Below are 17,411 nucleotides of genomic sequence, written 5' to 3'. Positions count from 1 at the left end.
GCGGTCGCGCTCAAGGACGTGATCAAGGCCGGCATCCGCGAGCGTTTCGCCGAGCTGCGCCGCATGGGCATCCGCACGGTGATGATCACCGGCGACAACCCCCTCACCGCCGCCGCGATCGCCGCCGAGGCGGGCGTCGACGATTTCCTCGCCGAGGCGACGCCCGAGGACAAGCTCGCGCTGATCCGCAAGGAGCAGCAGGGCGGGCGCCTCGTCGCGATGTGCGGCGACGGCACCAACGACGCCCCCGCGCTCGCCCAGGCCGATGTCGGCGTGGCGATGAACACCGGCACGCAGGCGGCGCGCGAGGCCGGCAACATGGTCGATCTCGACAGCGATCCGACCAAGCTGATCGAGGTGGTCGGGCTCGGCAAGCAGCTGCTGATGACGCGCGGCGCGCTCACCACCTTCTCGGTCGCCAACGACGTCGCCAAGTATTTCGCGATCATCCCGGCGATGTTCGTCGCGCTCTATCCGGGGCTCGGCGTGCTCAACGTGATGGGGCTCGGCTCGCCCGAGAGCGCGATCCTCTCGGCGATCATCTTCAACGCGCTGATCATCCCGTGTCTGGTGCCGCTGGCGCTCAAGGGCGTGGCCTATCGCCCGATGGCGGCAGGGCCGCTGCTCGCGCGCAACCTCGCAATCTACGGGCTGGGCGGCCTCGTCGCCCCGTTCATCGGCATCAAGCTCATCGACCTCGCCGTCTCCGGCCTGGGTCTGGCGTGAGGACATTCATATGCTCGACGATCTCAAATCCGCGCTTCGCCCCGCAATCGTGATGACGCTGCTGTTCGCGGCGCTCACCGGCCTCGCCTATCCGGCGCTGCTCACCGGCATCGGCCAGTTCGCCTTCCCGCATCAGGCCAATGGCAGCCTGATCGAGCGTGACGGCCGCGTCATCGGCTCCGAGCTGCTCGGCCAGAAGTTCACCGGCGCGCGCTATTTCCACGGACGCCGCTCGGCCGCCGGCGCCGATGGCTATGACGCCTTGGCTTCGGCCGGATCGAACCTCGGCCCGGCGAGCCAGGCGCTGGTTGACCGTGTGAAGGCCGACGTTGCCGCTCAGGTTCCTGCACCAGGACAATCGGTCCCCGCCGATCTGGTGACGGCCTCCGCCTCGGGGCTCGACCCCCATGTGAGCCCCGAGGCGGCCTTGTCGCAGGCGGCGCGCGTCGCTGCGGCGCGCGGCGTGCCAGTGGCGGTGATCGAGAATCAGGTGCGGCGGCAGGTCGAGACGCCGCTGTTCGGCGTGCTGGGCGAGCCGTGCGTGAACGTGCTGGCGCTCAATCTCGCGCTCGACCGGATGGCCATGCGGCCGTAAGCTCGTGTCGATGCCGAACGCCGACAAGCTGCTCGTGATCGAGGACGATCCGGCGATCCGCCGGCTGCTGGCGGTGACGCTCGAGCGCGCGGGCTATCAGGTGATCCAGGCCGCGACCGCACGCGAAGGGCTGTCGGCGGTGGACATCGACCGGCCCGGCGCGGTGCTACTCGATCTCGGGCTGCCCGATCGCGACGGGCTGGAGCTGATCCAGCTCATCCGCGCGCGCAGCCCCGCGCCGATCCTGGTCGTCTCGGCACGCGAGAACACTGCGGAGAAGGTGACCGCGCTCGACCTCGGCGCCGACGACTATATGGTCAAACCGTTCGATACCGAGGAGCTGCTCGCCCGCATCCGCACCGCGCTGCGCCACCGCAACGCGAATGGCGCGGAGCTGCAGTCGGTGCGCGCGGACGATGTCGAGATCGACCTCGAGCATCGCCGCGTGCTGCGCGGCGGCGTCGAGGTGCATCTCTCGCCCAAGGAATATGAGGTGCTGGCCGAGCTGGCGAAGCGTCCCGACCGGGTCATCACCCATGCCCAGCTGCTCAAGACCGTGTGGGGTCCCGCGCATCTCGACCGGGTCGAGTATCTGCGCATCGTCGTGCGCAACCTGCGCCAGAAGCTCGAGCGCGACGCGGCGCGGCCGCGGCTGCTGCGCAACGAGCCCGGGGTGGGCTACCGCCTCACAGTTCAGTCCTCTCAGCCGGGAAGCGCTTAGGCTCAGCCGTTCAGGATATGGTAGGTGCCAGGCTGCGGTTGCGCGACGCCGTGCGTGGCGGCGGCGAGGGCGGGCTGATCCACCTCATCGCCATCGGTCACCTCCACCCGCAGGCGGCCATGCAGCTGCCGCAGCGAACGGATATTGGCTTCGCCGCCGAGCGCGCGGAGCACCGCTTCGGGCAATGCCGGGCGATCCGCCGGTGTCCCTGGCGGCGGGGCCTGGATCGCGTTCGCTTCGCGGCCGCCGAGCGCGGTGCGGATCTCCTCGGCGACGAGATCCGCCAGCGGGCCGAGCACCACCTGCGCGGCATTGGCCGAGGGGCGGATGATCCCGCGTGCGCCGAGCGCGGTGAGCGCGGCGTCGTCGATCGCCTGATTGTCGGCGACGATCAGGCGCAGGCGCGTGGTGCAGGCATCGACGCTAGTGAGGTTGCCGGTTCCGCCCAGCGCCTTGACGAAGGCGGCGCCCCGTTCATTGCCGATGGCTGACGTTACCTCGGCCGCCTCACCCTTTTCGCGCCCGGGCGTGGCGAGGTCGAGCTTGCGGATGAACAGCCGGAACAGTCCGTAATAGAGCAGCGCATAAACCGCCCCGATCGGCAGCAGCAGCCACGGCCGGGTCGAGAGGCTGAAGTTCAGCACATAGTCGAACAGCCCCGCCGAGAAGCCGAAGCCGAGCTTGACCCCGAGCAGGTTCATCAGCGCCATGGCGAGGCCGGTGAGCAGCGCGTGGATCGCGTAGAGTACCGGCGCCAGGAACATGAAGCTGAACTCAATCGGCTCGGTGACGCCGGTGAGGAAGCTGGTGAAAGCGAGGCTGAAGAGCATGCCGCCAACCGCCTTGCGCCGCTCGGGCCGCGCCTCGTGATACATGGCGAGGCAGGCGGCGGGCAGGCCGAACATCATCACCGGGAAGAAGCCCGACATGAATGCGCCCGCAGTCGGATCGCCCGCGAAGAAGCGGCGCAGATCGCCGGTCGCGCCGCCATAGTCGCCGATCACGAACCAGGCGACGTTGTTGATGATGTGGTGCAGCCCGGTGACGATCAGCAGCCGGTTGAGCACGCCATAGGCGAACAGCCCAAGCTCGCCCGAGCCAACCACCGCGCGGCTCGCCGTGTCGAGCCCGGCGCTGATATGTGCATAGGCGCCGCCGACCAGCGCGGCGAGCAGCAGCCCGGCGACCCCCGCGGCGATCGGCACGAAGCGGCGTCCGCCGAAAAAGGCGAGATATTCGGGCAGCGCGATCGTCGCGAAGCGGTTGTAGAATTTACCGCCGATCAGCCCGGAGAGGATGCCGATCGGCACCTCGAGCTTGTCGACCTGAGTCAGCGCCCAGGTCTTCGCGGCGAGCGCTGCGGCTGCTTCGGGCAGTCCCGCACCGATCCCGGGTGGGGCGACGAGGAAGGTCTGTGCGCCGGTAGTGGTGACGAGATAGCAGGTGACGCCCGCCAGCGCCGCGGCGCCGTTGCCGTCGCGCGCGAGGCCGACCGCGACGCCGATCGCGAACAGGATGCCGAGATTCTCGAAGATCGCCGCACCCGCCGCCGAGACGAAGGCGATGTCGAGCAGGTCGGGCTGGCCGATGCGCAGCAACAGGCCCGCGATCGGCAGCACCGCGATCGGCAGCATCAACGCACGGCCGAGCGGCTGTAGCGTCTCGAGGATCTTTCTCATCGGCGGGACTCCTCGAACGCGCGGGCGAGCGCGCGGACCTCGGCGGCGGCGGTGCATCGCAGCGCGCGTTCCGCATGCGCGCGGGCGTCCGCGAGGGTGAGACCGCGCACGATCGCCTTCGCCTCGGGCACGAAGCCGGTAACGGTCGACAACTCGGTCGCGCCGAGCCCGATCAGGATCGGCACCGCCGCCGGATCGGAGGCAAGCCCGCCGCACACGCCGACCCAGCGGCCCCTCGCGCTCGCGAGGCGGCAAGTCTCGGCGATCATGCGCAGCACGGCTGGGTGCATCGCATCGACGCCTGCGGCGACCGCCGGATTGCCGCGGTCCATCGCGAGGACGTACTGAGTGAGGTCGTTGGTGCCGATCGAGAGGAAATCCGCCTCGGCGGCGAGCAGGTCCGCGGTGATTGCGGCCGCCGGGGTCTCGACCATTACGCCGAGCTCGACCGGGGTGCCGATGCCGAGCTCGCCGCGGAGCCGTCCGACGATTTCGCGGACCGCACGAACCTCTGCGACGCTCGCGACCATCGGCAGCATGATGCGGCACTGGCCGGCCGGCTGCACGCGCAGGATCGCGCGGATCTGCGTCTCGAGCAGCTCCGGATGCGCAAGGCCGACGCGGATGCCACGCTGGCCGAGCGCCGGGTTCTCCTCCGCCGCGATCGGAATATAGGCCGCGGGCTTGTCGCCGCCGACATCCAGCAGGCGGATGATCACCGGCCGCCCGGGCAGCGCATCGGCGATGCCCTGATAGACGGCGAGCTGCGCGTCCTCCGAAGGCGCGTCGTCGCGGCCGAGGAACAGGAACTCGGTGCGCACCAGGCCCGATCCTTCCGCGCCCTGTGCCGCAGCGGTACGCGCATCCTCGACGCTGCCGAGATTGGCGAACAGCTCGATGGGGGTGCCGTCGGCGGTGTGGCAGGTGTCGGCGGCGGCGGCGCGGGCGGCCTCGCGGCGTGCCGTGCGGGCGGCGAGGCGGGCGGTGAAGGCTCGCGCAGTCGCCGGGGACGGGGCGGGGGTGACGTGGCCCGCCTCGGCATCCAGCAGCAGCGTCTCGCCCTCCGCGACACCCTCGATCGCGTCTCCCATCGCGACCAGCGCGGGCAGCCCCATGCCGGCGCAGAGGATCGCGACGTGCGAGGTCGGGCCGCCGCGCGCGAGTGCGATGCCGGCCGGCCGATGCGTGGCGAGCGTGACGAGTTGCGAGGGCAGGAGGTCGTCGGCGACGACAATCGCGCCGGCCGGAATCGTGCCGGCATCGGCAGGCGTGCCGGTCAGCTCCGACAGGACCTGGCGCTCGATGTCGACCAGGTCGTCGATCCGCTCGATCAGATGCGCATTGCCCGTCTGGCGCAGCGCGTCGATCTGGTCGTGCACCGCGCCGCGCCAGGCGAACCCGGCGCTGGCACCCGCATCGATGCGCGCGTCCGCAGCCGTGACGAGCTGGGGATCGTCGAGCAATGCCAGATGCGCGCGCATCACCGCGGCGACCTGGCCGCCCTCGGTGTCGATGCGTGCGGCGATCCGCGCGCGGACCGCGGTGCGTGCGGCGGCGAGCGCAGGGCGCTCGATCTCGGCGCCCTTGCCCTCGCGCTCGACCGAGATCGCGGCTTGGCGGAGATGCCGCGCGGGACCCATGGCGAGACCGGGGGAGGCGATCACCCCGGAAATCTGGCCGGGCTCGAGCGCCGGCGTCGCCGCCACCACGGCGGGCGCAGGCGCAGGCGCGGGTTCGCCCATATCGGTTGCGAGCAATGCCATAATGGCGGCGAGCGCCGCCTCGGCATCGTCGCCGCGCGCCTCGACCGTCACCGTGTCGCCGAAGCGCGTGCCGAGCGCGAGCAATGCGACGGTGCTGCGCGCGTCGCCGCGCTTGTCGCCGCTGACGAGATGCACCTCGGCCGCGAAGCCGCGCGCGCACTCGCCGATCCGCGCGGCGGGGCGGGCGTGGATGCCGTGCGGAAGCGACAGCGTGACCGTGTCCGCGATCACCGTCCCGTCGTCGGACCAGCGGCGCGCTTCGGCCTTGGCCGGCGTCAGCGCCATCAGCTCCTCGCACGCACCGACCGCGCGATCGAGCGTGCGGCGAGTGATCGCGAAGGCTTCGGCATTGGTGACGATCACCGGAGTGACGAGGCTGGTCGCGGCAAGCGCAACCGCGTCGAGGTCGAAGCGGATCAGCGGGTCGCCGCGCGCGACGCGGTCGCCGGGCTTCACCAGCGGCGTGAAGCCGCGGCCCTTCAGCGCGACGGTATCGAGGCCGATATGGATCAGCACCTCCGCCCCCTCGGGACTGCGCAGGGAGACGGCATGCGCGGAGTCGTGCAGCGTCACCACCTCGCCGTCGAACGGTGCGCAGACCGTGTCGCCGAGCGGCTGGATCGCGACGCCGTCGCCCATCATCCGCTGCGCGAAGACCGGATCAGGCACCTGGTCGAGCGGCGTCGCCCAGCCCCGGAGCGGCGAGGTGATGATCAGCGCCATCGTGCGTCGCCTTATCGCGCCGCGCGGGCCAGCGCGGGGAAGGGGTCGGCCGCCGGCATGCCGCCGATCCAGGTGCCGCGCGGCTGGAGATCGGCGCCGAGCCAGGCCCAGTCGGCGCGCATGCCGGGCGCGATCGCCCCGTGGCTCTCGCCGAGCGACAAGAAGCGCGCGGGCGTGGTGCTCGCCATCACGGCGACCTCGGGAATCGAGAGGCCGGTCACCGCGACGGTGTTGCGCAGCGCCGAGGCCATGTCGAGATGCGCGCCGGCGAGCGTGCCGTCCTCGAACACGCAGAAGCCGTCGCGCACGATGATGTGCTTGCCCTGGAGCATGAAGTCGGTGTCGGTGGTGCCGACGCTGGGCATGGCGTCGGTGACCAGCATCAACCGCTCGATCCCCTTCACCTTCACCGCGACGCGCACCACCGCGGGGTGGAGATGCACGTCGTCGACGATCAGGCCGCACCACACGTCCGAATCGAACGCCGCGCCGACCACGCCGGGGCCGCGATGGTGCAGCGGCGACATCGCGTTGAAGAGGTGCGTGATGCCGGTCAGGCCCGCCGCGATCGCGCGCTTGGTCTCGTCATAGCTGGCGTTGGTATGCCCGGCGCTGACGATCACGCCGTGACGGACCAGCGCACGGACATCGGCTTCGTCGCACATCTCGGGCGCGAGGGTGAGCATCACTCTGCCCCGGCGCGGTGCGGTGAGCAGCGCGAGCGTGTCGGCGTCGAGCCGGCGGATGCGGTGCGCCTCGTGGATGCCGCGCTTGATCTCGTTGATGAACGGGCCCTCGACATGGATGCCGACCACGCCCGGCACGCCGCGGTCGATCGCCGCGTCGACCGCGTCGAGCGCCTCTGCGATCTGCGCCGGCGTGTCGCTGATCAGCGTGGGCAGGAAGGCGGTGGTGCCGAAGCGCGCATGCGCAGCGCCGATCGCGGCGATCGCGTCGACATTGGCCTGGTCGTTGAGCAGCACCCCGCCGCCGCCATTGACCTGGGTGTCGATGAAGCCGGGAAGCAGCCAGCCGCCATCGAGGTCCAGGGTCATGTCCGCCGTTCCGCGTCCGGCCGAGTCGATCGCGGCGATGCGGCCGCGCTCGACGCGAATGTCGGCGCCGTCGAGCACGGCAGAGGCGGCTGCGATGCGCCCGTTGCGGATCCGGACGATCATAGGGTTTCGGTCACCTTGTTGAGATGGGGCGGCTGATCGGGGTCGCAGCCGCGCGCGAGCGACAGCGCATTGGCCATGCGGTAGAAGCTCTGGACCATCAGGATCGGTTCGATCGCGGGATGGCCGGCGAGCGCGGGCAGGTGGGCGTCGCCAGCGGCGGGATCGGCGAGCAGCACCCCGGCGCCGCGCGCGCGGAACTCGGCCGCGGTCTCGCGCACGCTCGCGCCCGCTCGATCGCTACCGCCGAGCGCGAGGATGTGGAAGTCGCGCCCCACGATCGCCATCGGGCCGTGCCGCACCTCGGCCGCGCTGAAGCTCTCGGCGTGAAGCGCACACGTCTCCTTGAACTTGAGCGCCGCTTCCTGCGCGACGCCATAGCCATAGCCGCGCCCCAGCACGAACAGGTTGTCGACCTCGGCGAGCGCGCGCACCGCGGGCGACCAGTCGAGCTGCCACGCCGCCTCGAGCCCGCCGGGAAGCGCGTCGACCGCGGCCGCCAATTGGGCGTCCTCCGCCCAGGCGGCAGTGAGCGCGGCGATTGCCGCGAGCGAGCAGATATAGGATTTGGTCGCCGCCACCGATCGCTCGGGCCCGGCGCTGAGCGCGATCGCCACGTCCGCGATGTCGCGCAGCGGCGCGTCCTCGGCATTGACCATCGCGACGACGAAAGCGCCTGCCTCGCGGTGCTGCGCGACCGTGGCGAGCAGGTCGGGGCTCTTGCCCGATTGCGAGATGGCGAGGCACAGCCGGTTGCCCGGCGCGACCGGCGCGTCGTAGAGCGACGCGACCGACAAAGCGGCCGAAGCCACGGGCACGCCGGTGCGTGTCTCGATCAGATATTTGGCATAGGTCGCGGCATGGTCCGACGAGCCGCGCGCACAGGTGATCACGGCGGAGGGCGGCGATGCGCGCAGCCGGGCGCCGATCGCGGCGAGGGCATTGCGGTTCGCCGCGAGCAGCCGGTCGGCCGCCGCGCCGGCCTCAGCCGCTTCGCGCTCCATCCGGGTCGTGCCGCCGGCCATTGCCGAGCCCGCCGCCATGTGCATCGCCCTCCCGTTCATCCTCTTGCCGGCCGCGCCGATCCTGTCTGGTACTATATAGGTTCTATTGGTCCCATCAAGAGGTATTCTCGGTCGAGTCAGACTTTGACGAACCAGCGCTTGCGCCGCAGCCACTCCATCGCACCCCATAGCAGCATATAGAGGAGGACCGAATGAGCGTGGCGCGCGTTGCGCGGAACGGGGCGGGCAGCAGGTCCTGATGCAGCGTATAGGCGGCAATGACGTTCGCGCCGAACGCGATCATCGTGGTCGCGGCGACGCCGGCCTCGCGCCTTCGCGGTCCAGCGCGGCATGGAGCGGCGCGAGGGCGAGCAGGCTATGTCGGTGGTGACCAGCACGAAGCTGCTCGACCAGATGTCCCGAGGATCGGAAAGCGAAGTCCGCGGCCCAGTAGAGATTGGACGGGATCAGGCGAGCAGTACAGCCGCGCGGTGCGCGCGGTGATAGTCAACCAGCAACTGGGTATTGTACTTCAGCCGCTGTTGAGCTCGGCCACCACGTCATAGGCGTCGCCGCGATAGTAGCTCTGGGTGAACTCGGCGGTGCGGCCGTCGGGCAGGAAGCCGCGGCGCTCGATGAACAGCCCGGGCGCGCCGGGCTCGATCCCGAGCACTTCGGCCTGCTCGGCAGTGAAACCGATCGCGCGCAGCCGCTGCAGCGCCCTGACCGGCAGATGCCCCGCTGCCTCGAGCGCGGCGTAGAGCGAATCCCCGACCACTTCGACCGAGGGCAGGCAATAGGCCGGGATGGTCGCATATTCGAGCGCCATCGACGTGTCGTCGGCATATCGGATGCGATGGAAGCGATAGACCAGCGACCCCGGCGACAGGCCGAGCGAGAGGGCTTCCTCCGGCGTCACCGCCCCCGCGGTGCGGCTGACCCATTTGCTATAGGGCCGGCGGCCGCGCGAGATCATGTCCTGCGAGAACGAGGTGAGCTTGGAGAAGCTCTTCTCGACGCGCGGGCGCGAGACGAAGGTGCCGGCGCCGCGGCGGCGCGCGACCATGCCGTCGCCGACCAGGCCGTCGATAGCCTTGCGCACGGTGATGCGCGACACGCCGAACTCCTCGGCCAGGTCGCGCTCGGTAGGGATCGCCTCCTCGGCCTTGACCACCTGGCCCTCGATCGCGTCGCGCAGGATCTTCTGCAGCTGGAGATAGAGTGGAGTCGGGTCCTCTTTCTGAAGCGGGCCAACACGTTCGATCAGCGACAAGACATTTGCTCCACATCTGGCAGCGCGGCGCGATAGTACCAATCAGGTCGCCACATGTGTTGCATTGGTGCTCCACCGTCAATCGCCCGCGCGCCAAGCCTCGCTTCGGGTCATAGTATGAATATGAAACCAATCAATCGATCATGTGCTAGGAAATGGCGCTACGCTGCTGGGATTCGCGGCTGTACGCCTGAAAAAGGGCCGGTTTCGAAAGAGCGTTGACCCTATCCAGACGACATGACAAATTAAATACAAATATTGACGAGGAACGGGATGCGCGGACGGGATTGGGCGGCGGTGGCGGCACTTGTGCTGGCGGCGCCGGCGTCCGCACAGGGCGCGGTGGCGCCGCAGGCCGCGCTGGACCAACTCGCCGCGACGCTCGGCTATCGTTTCGCGGTGGTCGACAATCGACCGCAATGTCCCGCCGGGCTCGAGCCCTGTTTCCTCGCGACGATCACGCTGACCGTTCCCGATTCGGCGCCGTCGACGCTGCCCGAGGGGTTGACGCTCTATTTCAGCTTCGTCGATCGGCTGCCGCGCGTCGAGAGCGACATCTTCACGCATGACCTGATCAACGGCGACCTCCAGCGGCTGACACTGAAGCCCGGTGCGGCGCTGAAGCCCGGGAGCACGCATGTCATCCGGCTGTGGGGCACCGGCGCGAACTTCTCCAAGGCGTTCGCGATGCCCAACGCCTATCTGGTCGCGAAAGGGCTCGCCCCGCGGACGATCGCCGCGGCACGCCCCGCGATCGATCCCGAAACCGGGCTCGAGACGCTGCGTTTCGTCGCGCCGATGACCGACGAGGCCCGGCTCGCGACCAAGAGCGATGCCGACAAGACCCGATGGCTGACCGCCGAGCGCGCCTTTGCCGTGCAGGCCCAGCAACAGGCGCCCGCCCCGAGCGGCGTGGTCATCCTGCCCAAGCCGGTCAAGGCGGTGCAGGGCCCGGGTGCGGCGGTGGACCTGACCCGTGGCGTGGCCGTTGACCTTCGGGGCGTGTCGCGCGAAGCGGTCGCGCCTGCCCTGGCCGCGCTCGATGCCGCCGAAACGGGCAAGCTACCGCTGTCGATCCGCGTCGATCCGGCGGTGCCGATCGCGGCCGAGGGCTATCGGCTCGACGCCGGCGCGGCCGGGATCGCGATCACCGCGCGCGATGCCGCCGGGGCGAGCCATGCGCTGCGCTCGCTCGCACAGCAGGCGGCGTTCGAGCATGGTCGGATGCGGCCGCTCCGGGTCGAGGATGCGCCGCGCTACGGCTTTCGCGGGCTGCACATCGATCTCGGCCGCAACTTCCACGGGCGCGACCAGATCCTCAAGCTGATCGAGGCGATGGCGGCGTACAAGCTCAACCGCCTTCACCTGCATCTCGCCGACGACGAGGGTTGGCGCATCGAGATTCCCGCCTTGCCCGAGCTCGCCGCGATCGGCTCGAAACGGTGCCACGATCCGGCGGAGCGGACCTGCCTGCTGCCGCAGCTCGGCGCCGGCCCCGACGGCGCAAGTGGAGTCAACGGCTATCTCTCGACCGCCGACTATGTCGCGATCGTCCGCGCCGCGGCGGTGCGGCAGATCGAGGTGATCCCTTCGATCGACATGCCCGGCCATTCGCGCGCCGCGATCGTGGCGATGGAGGCGCGCCACGCGCGGCTGGCGGCCGAAGGGAAGAACGCCGCGGCGGAGGCCTATCGCCTGGTCGACCCGGCCGACACGACGCAATATCGCAGCATCCAGAATTACGACGACAACACGCTCAACGTGTGCCTTCCCGCCACCTACCGCTTCGTCGACACGGTGGTGGACGCGCTGACGGCGATGCATGCGCAGGCCGGCGTGCCGCTGCGCACCTTCCATCTCGGCGCCGACGAGACCGCGGGCGCCTGGGTCAAGTCGCCCGCCTGCGCGAAGATGATCGCCGAGAATGGCGGCGACGCGACCCGGCTGACGCCGCGCTTCATCGAGCGCGTGGCGGCGGGCCTCGCGGCCAGGGGCATTCGCACCGCCGGGTGGAGCGACGGGATGGGGCACACCGATCCGGCGCGGATGCCGGCGAATGTGCAGACCAATATCTGGGGCGTGCTTCACAAGGGCGCGATCCGCGAGGGGCACGATCAGCTGAACCGCGGCTGGGAGGTGGTGCTCTCGATCCCCGATCTCGGCTATTTCGACATGCCCTATGCCCCGCATCCCGAGGAGGGCGGCTACAACTGGGCATCGCGCGGGGTGAGCCCGTACCAGGTATTCGGCTTCATGCCCGACAATCTGCCCGCCAACGCCGCGACCATCCGCACGACCTTCGCCGTGCCCGAGGCGATCGAGGACAAGCCGGTGCTGGAGCCCGGACGGCGCATCGCGGGGGTGCAGGCGCAATTGTGGAGCGAGACCATCCGCACCGACGGGCAGGTCGACTATATGCTGTTTCCGCGCCTGCTCGCGCTGGCCGAGCGCGGCTGGACGCCGGCACCCTGGACGCCGCCCTATCGGGCGGGCGCGAGCTATCGCTGGCAGGATTCGCGGGTCGACCGCGCCCAGCTCGATCGCGAATGGCGCGGCTTCGCCGCACGCGCGGCGGCGCAGTTGCCGCTGCTCGACCATATGGGCATCGCCTATCGTGTCGCGCCGCCGGGCGCGCGGATCGTCGGCGGCAGGCTCGAGGCCAACAGCGCGCTTCCGGGCATGACGATCGAATATCGCGCCGGCGGCGGCTGGACGCGCTATGCGGGTCCGGTCGCGGTGACGGGGGCGGTCGAGCTCCGCGCCCGCTCCGCCGACGGCAGGCGCGCGAGCCGCACCGTCCGGGTCGAGCCGGCCCCGCGCGACTGACCGCCAGGTTCGCCGCGGAGGCGCATGCCGCGACGGCGGCAATCGTCAGACGATCCAATTAGATACCAATACGGCTCTAACCCCCATCATACGGCGCATTCGACACCTATAAATCCCCTTGACAGGGTGGCCCAATAAGAAGATGGTCTTATTAATGTATGCATGTGGTACTCAACTGCGTGCTTGCGGATAAGATCAAGGGAAGGGGATGGACATGCGGATTCGAGCTTTTCTCGTCGGCACCGCCAGCGCCGTGGCGCTGTTCTCCGGCGCGGCGCACGCGCAGGATGCCGGCAACCCGCCTGCGGCGGACACGGCCGGGGCGCAGGACGGCGAGGAGATCGTCATCTCGGGCTTTCGCGCCGCGCTCGCCGCCGCGATCGAGACCAAGCGCAATTCCGACGCGATCGTCGATTCGGTCTCGGCCGAGGATGTCGGCAAATTCCCCAACACCAACGTCGCCGAGGCGCTGACCCTGGTGCCGGGCGTGACGGTCGACCGCGCGTTCGGTCAGGGCGAGAAGGTCTCGATCCTCGGTACCGATCCCGCGCTCAACCGCACCTTGCTCAACGGCCAGACCGTCGCGTCGGCCGACTGGTTCATCCTCGACACGCCGGGCCGCACCTTCAACTATGCGCTGCTCGCGCCGCAGCTGGTCAACCGCGTCGACGTCTACAAGTCGCCCGAGGCGCGGATCGACGAAGGTTCGATCGGCGGCACCGTCAACGTCGTCACGCGCAAACCGCTCGAACTCAAGGCGTTCACCGTCGCCGGCTCGCTCGGCTATCTCTACAACGATCGCTCGGAGAAGGGCGACGTGCAGGGCTCGGCGCTGGTCAGCTGGCGCAACGAGGCGGGCACCTTCGGCGTCCTCGCCTCGTTCCAGCGCGCCAAGGACCGGCTGCGCCGCGACGGCCTCGAATCCTACGGCACGATGCGCGCCAACCAATGGGCCGGAGGCAATCCCGACAATCCGATCGACTCGCGCACCCGCGGCTGCCTCGGCGCCTGCGCGACGACGCTCACCGCAAACCTCAACGCGGTCAGCCCCAACGCGTTCGGCACCTCCTATTTCGAGCAAGGCCGCGAGCGCCTCACCTATTCGGCGACCGCGCAATGGAAGCCGGTCGACGAACTCACGCTCGAGTTCAACTGGCTCAAGATCGACGCCACCTATGATAACCTCAACCAGTCGATGTACGCCTTCCAAGGCAATACCTGGAACAGCCTTGGCCAGCTTACCGACCTCACGGTGGAGGACGGCGTCGTCACCCGCGCGACCTTCGACAACGCGCTCAGCGTGCTCGACGTGCAGTATCGCGAAGCCGAGATGCATTCGAACACCTATCACGGCAAGCTCAACTGGGACGGCGGGAGCTGGGACCTCAACCTCGAGGGCGGCTTCTCCGACGCCGACGGCGGCACCAAGCGCCAGGTCTTCCTCGAATTCCTCAACTGGGCCGACTACACGGTCGACCTGAGCGGCGCGCCGGGCAGCCCGGGCACGATCAGCTATACGACCGACGTGCAGGGCAATCCCGCCGCGTTCGTCACCGATCCGGGCTGGAGCGGCAACACCGTCGCCAAGCCGACCAGCGACAAGGAGCGTTACGGTCAGGTCGATCTGGGCGTCGATTTCGACGGCGCGCTCAAGCGCTTCCAGATCGGCTACAAATATCGCCGGCATCAGACCGCGCAGCAATATGCCGGCATCGCGCTGACCGGGCTCGCCGTCGCCGCGGGGCAATTCTCGCCGGAGACGGTCGCCGACAACTACCTGCGCGGCATCAACGGCGTCAACGACGAGATGGCCGGCCGCTTCATCATCAGCGGCGGCGCGATGGTCGACTTCCTCGAAGGTCGCACGCTGCCGACGCCGTCGATCTTCGCCGCGCCGGAATTCACCGCCGGCAACTGGGAAGTGACCGAGGACATCCACGCCGTCTATGGCCAGGCGAATTTCGAGACCGACTGGCTGCGCGGCAATTTCGGCGTCCGCTACGTCAGCACCTCGACCTCGAGCGCCGGCTATGTCTGCGCGCCGGGCACCGCTTGCAACGCGCCGGCGCACTGGCTGTGGGAGACGACCAAGACCAGCTATGAGGATGTGCTGCCGAGCATGAACCTCGTCGCCACGATCAAGCCGGATCTCCTGTTCCGCTTCACCGCGGCGCAAGTGATCGCGCGGCCCAACTATGCCGATCTCACCAACTTCTTCTGGCTGTCGGACGGCATCCTGGTCGGCGGCGGCGGCAACCCGAACCTGAAGCCCTACAAGTCCGGCAACCTCAACGCGTCGCTCGAATGGTATTTCGCGCCGCGCGCGATCCTCGCCGCGGAGGTGTTCTACAAGGACATCGACAACTACATCCTGCAGCGCACCGCGCCCGAGCAATATTTCAACCAGTCGCAGGGCTTCGTCACGACCTATCAGATCAGCCGCCCCTACAATGCCGGGGCGGCCAAGGTGAAAGGCTTCGCGCTCGCCTATCAGCAGAACCTGCCCTACGGCTTCGGCGTGCTCGCCAACTATACCTATTCGGACGCCGAGGGGCAGGCGGGCGCCGACCTGCCCTACAACTCGCGGCACCAGGTGAGCTTCAGCCCGTTCTTCGAGAGCGGTCCGGTGGCGATCCGCGGGACCTATACCTGGCGCTCGAAATACTTCACCGGCGTCGATCGCGGCGACAACATGTATGTGCGCGACAGTGCCAATGTCGACGTTTCGGCGACCTACAACGTCACCGAGAATATCGGGATCACGCTTTCGGGCATGAATCTCACCGACAGCGAATATTACGCCTATGCCAATACCCCGCGCCTGCCGCGCGGCGTGTATCGGGCCGGGCGGCGCGTGCTGGCTTCGGTGAACGTCAACTTCTGACGCATCGCGGTGGAGGAGCTTGCGGCGGCGGGGCGATGCCCGGCCGCCGCTTTGCCATGCGCGGGGTGCGGCGCGCATAGCCCAGGGCTATGGGCCGGCACCGATTTTTCTATTGGCGCGGCGCCCTGATTGCCCCTTCAAGGTGCGCATCCTCGGGGGAAGACAAGTATATGAGCCAGCCGCCCTATCTGCTGTACATCGCGCAGGCGACCGATCCGATCTCGGCCAAGACGGCGCGCGGGATCGCGGTGTGGCGGCCCGAATGGGCAGTCGGCCAGGTGCGCTCGCCGGGCTCGCCGATCAATCTCGGCGTGCCCGACATGGGCTTTGCCGAAGCGGTGGCGGCGGGCGCGCGGACGATGGTGCTGGGTGTCGCCAATGCCGGCGGGGTGATGGCGCCCGCGACGATCGCCGACGTCATCGCCGCGATGGAGGCAGGGCTCGACATCGCCAGCGGGCTGCATCAGCGCCTCACCGACCAGCCCGAGATCGCCGCGCGCGCCGCCGCGCTCGGCCGGACGTTGTGGGACGTGCGCGAGCCACCGAAGGAGCTCAAGGTCGGTACCGGCGCGCCGCGCGCGGGCAAGCGACTGCTTACCGTCGGCACGGATTGCTCCGTCGGCAAGATGTACACGACGCTGGCGCTCGAGCGCGAGATGCGCGCGCGCGGCCTCGCCGCTGATTTCCGCGGGACCGGACAGACCGGCATCCTGATCGCGGGTTCGGGCATGCCGGTGGACGCGGTGGTCGCGGACTTCATCTCGGGCTCGGTCGAGCAGCTCTCGCCTTCGCGCGAGGATGGCGGCTGGGACCTGATCGAGGGGCAGGGCTCGCTGTTCCATCCCTCCTATGCCGGGGTCTCGCTTGGGCTGCTGCACGGCGCGCAGCCCGATGCGCTGGTGTTGTGCCACGAGGCTGGCCGGACGATCATGCGCCACATGAAGGCGCATCCGGTGCCTGAGCTCAAACTGTGTCTCGAGCGAAACCTGGAGGCGGCGCGGCTGACCAATCCCGGCGTCGTCGCGGTCGGCGTGGCGCTCAATACGGCGGGGCTCGACGATGCCGCGTCGGCCGCGGCGTGCCGGGCCGCCGAGGACGCGCTGGGGCTGCCCTGCGCCGATCCCGTCCGCCATGGGGTCGCGCGGATCGTCGACCGGCTCGGCCAATGCTTCGCGCTGTAGCCACCGGAATCGAGCGCCGGGCGCTCCACACCCCGTTCCGTATCGCGCGCGGCTCGCGGACCCGCATCGAGCTGGCGGTCGTGACACTCCGCCAGGGCGACGCGGTCGGCCGCGGTGAGGGATCGGTGACCGGACGCTATGGCGAGAGCGCCGAGGGTGTGGCCGAGCAACTGCGTGCAATCGAAGGCGCGCTGGCCGAAGGGATCGGGCGCGAGGAACTGCGCGAGCTGATGCCGCCGGGCTCGGCGCGCAACGCGGTCGATTGCGCGCTGTGGGACCTGGAAGCCGGACTGGGCACGGCGCAGCTACCGGCAGTGCGGCCGGTGCATACCGCGCTGACGCTGGGCATCGACACGCCCGAGGCGATGGCTGCGGCCGCGCGCAAGCTCAACGGCGCGGCGATCGTCAAGGTCAAGGTGGACGGCCGCGAGCCCGAGGCGTGCCTGCGCGCGATCCGACCCGAAGTGCCGGGCTCGCGACTGGTGGTCGACGCCAACGAGTCCTGGACCATGGTCCAGGTCGAGGCGCTGCAGCCCGTACTCGCCGAGCTCGGTGTCGAGTTCCTCGAACAGCCTTTGCCTGCGGCCGAGGATGGGGCGCTCGAAGGCTTCAAGGGCCTGGTCCCGATCTGCGCCGACGAATCCTGCCACGTCGCCGCGGATCTCGACCGGCTCGTGGCGCGCTACCAGATGGTCAACATCAAGCTCGACAAGACGGGCGGCTTGACCGAGGCGCTCGACCTGCTCGCAGGGGCCCGGGCGCGAGGCCTCGGCTTGATGGTCGGCTGCATGATCTCCACCTCCCTCGCCATCGCCGCGGCGTTCCGTGTCGCGGTCCAGGCCGATTGCGCCGATCTCGACG

The 17,411-nt window shown here is 69.4% G+C and carries 12 protein-coding genes; 7 read left to right on the top strand and 5 right to left on the bottom strand.

Features of this window, described 5'->3' with window-relative positions; all coding sequences use genetic code 11:
- From ABDV68_RS12155 to ABDV68_RS12145, 3 genes are all read left to right on the top strand, one after another.
- Nucleotides 1-726, top strand: a 726-nt coding sequence (locus ABDV68_RS12155) for an HAD-IC family P-type ATPase (protein ID WP_343520251.1), incomplete at its 5' end; no start/stop codon positions are given.
- A 10-nt stretch (nucleotides 727-736) separates the two neighbouring features.
- Nucleotides 737-1,321 carry a potassium-transporting ATPase subunit KdpC gene (gene kdpC, locus ABDV68_RS12150; RefSeq protein WP_343520250.1) on the top strand — a complete coding sequence of 195 codons (585 nt, stop codon included), beginning with the start codon at nucleotides 737-739 and terminating at the stop codon, nucleotides 1,319-1,321.
- 10 nt (nucleotides 1,322-1,331) lie between these two features.
- Nucleotides 1,332-2,042, top strand: coding sequence for a response regulator transcription factor (locus tag ABDV68_RS12145; protein WP_343520248.1), 711 nt, complete (start codon nucleotides 1,332-1,334; stop codon nucleotides 2,040-2,042).
- A 2-nt stretch (nucleotides 2,043-2,044) separates the two neighbouring features.
- Here the strand turns inward: ABDV68_RS12145 and nagE are convergent, their stop codons facing one another.
- From nagE to ABDV68_RS12120, 5 genes are all read right to left on the bottom strand, one after another.
- Nucleotides 2,045-3,721 (bottom strand): N-acetylglucosamine-specific PTS transporter subunit IIBC, encoded by a 1,677-nt coding sequence (gene nagE, locus ABDV68_RS12140; protein WP_343520247.1) that lies wholly within the window; start codon nucleotides 3,719-3,721, stop codon nucleotides 2,045-2,047.
- Nucleotides 3,718-6,207, bottom strand: coding sequence for a phosphoenolpyruvate--protein phosphotransferase (gene ptsP / locus ABDV68_RS12135; protein ID WP_343520246.1), 2,490 nt, complete (start codon nucleotides 6,205-6,207; stop codon nucleotides 3,718-3,720). The genes nagE and ptsP overlap by 4 nt, the downstream gene beginning before the upstream one ends.
- Nucleotides 6,208-6,218: 11 nt before the next feature.
- Nucleotides 6,219-7,385, bottom strand: coding sequence for an N-acetylglucosamine-6-phosphate deacetylase (nagA, locus tag ABDV68_RS12130; RefSeq protein WP_343520245.1), 1,167 nt, complete (start codon nucleotides 7,383-7,385; stop codon nucleotides 6,219-6,221).
- On the bottom strand, nucleotides 7,382-8,446 hold the full coding sequence (locus ABDV68_RS12125) for an SIS domain-containing protein (RefSeq protein WP_343520244.1): 1,065 nt from the start codon (nucleotides 8,444-8,446) through the stop codon (nucleotides 7,382-7,384). Before ABDV68_RS12125 ends, nagA begins: the two co-directional genes overlap by 4 nt.
- 472 nt (nucleotides 8,447-8,918) lie before the next feature.
- Entirely contained in the window at nucleotides 8,919-9,659 is a 741-nt protein-coding gene (locus ABDV68_RS12120) for a GntR family transcriptional regulator (RefSeq protein ID WP_343520243.1), read from the bottom strand.
- Between the two features lie 273 nt (nucleotides 9,660-9,932).
- Between ABDV68_RS12120 and ABDV68_RS12115 the strand changes: the two genes are divergently transcribed.
- From ABDV68_RS12115 to ABDV68_RS12100, 4 genes are all read left to right on the top strand, one after another.
- Nucleotides 9,933-12,485 carry a family 20 glycosylhydrolase gene (locus ABDV68_RS12115; RefSeq protein ID WP_343520242.1) on the top strand — a complete coding sequence of 851 codons (2,553 nt, stop codon included), beginning with the start codon at nucleotides 9,933-9,935 and terminating at the stop codon, nucleotides 12,483-12,485.
- A 214-nt stretch (nucleotides 12,486-12,699) separates the two neighbouring features.
- A complete protein-coding gene (locus tag ABDV68_RS12110; RefSeq protein ID WP_343520241.1) occupies nucleotides 12,700-15,369 on the top strand; it encodes a TonB-dependent receptor in 2,670 nt (889 codons plus the stop codon).
- 170 nt (nucleotides 15,370-15,539) lie between these two features.
- Nucleotides 15,540-16,550, top strand: coding sequence for an N-acetyltransferase DgcN (gene dgcN / locus ABDV68_RS12105; RefSeq protein ID WP_343520240.1), 1,011 nt, complete (start codon nucleotides 15,540-15,542; stop codon nucleotides 16,548-16,550).
- On the top strand, nucleotides 16,535-17,411 hold an 877-nt coding region (locus tag ABDV68_RS12100), incomplete at its 3' end, for a dipeptide epimerase (protein ID WP_343520238.1). The genes dgcN and ABDV68_RS12100, both read left to right, overlap by 16 nt.

It is taken from the genome of Sphingomonas sp. (genome assembly GCF_039595165.1).
In the GTDB taxonomy this organism is placed as follows: Bacteria; Pseudomonadota; Alphaproteobacteria; order Sphingomonadales; family Sphingomonadaceae; genus Sphingomonas.
The sequence above is the reverse complement of the archived record's forward strand: the minus strand, read 5'-3'. Positions and strand labels throughout refer to the sequence as shown.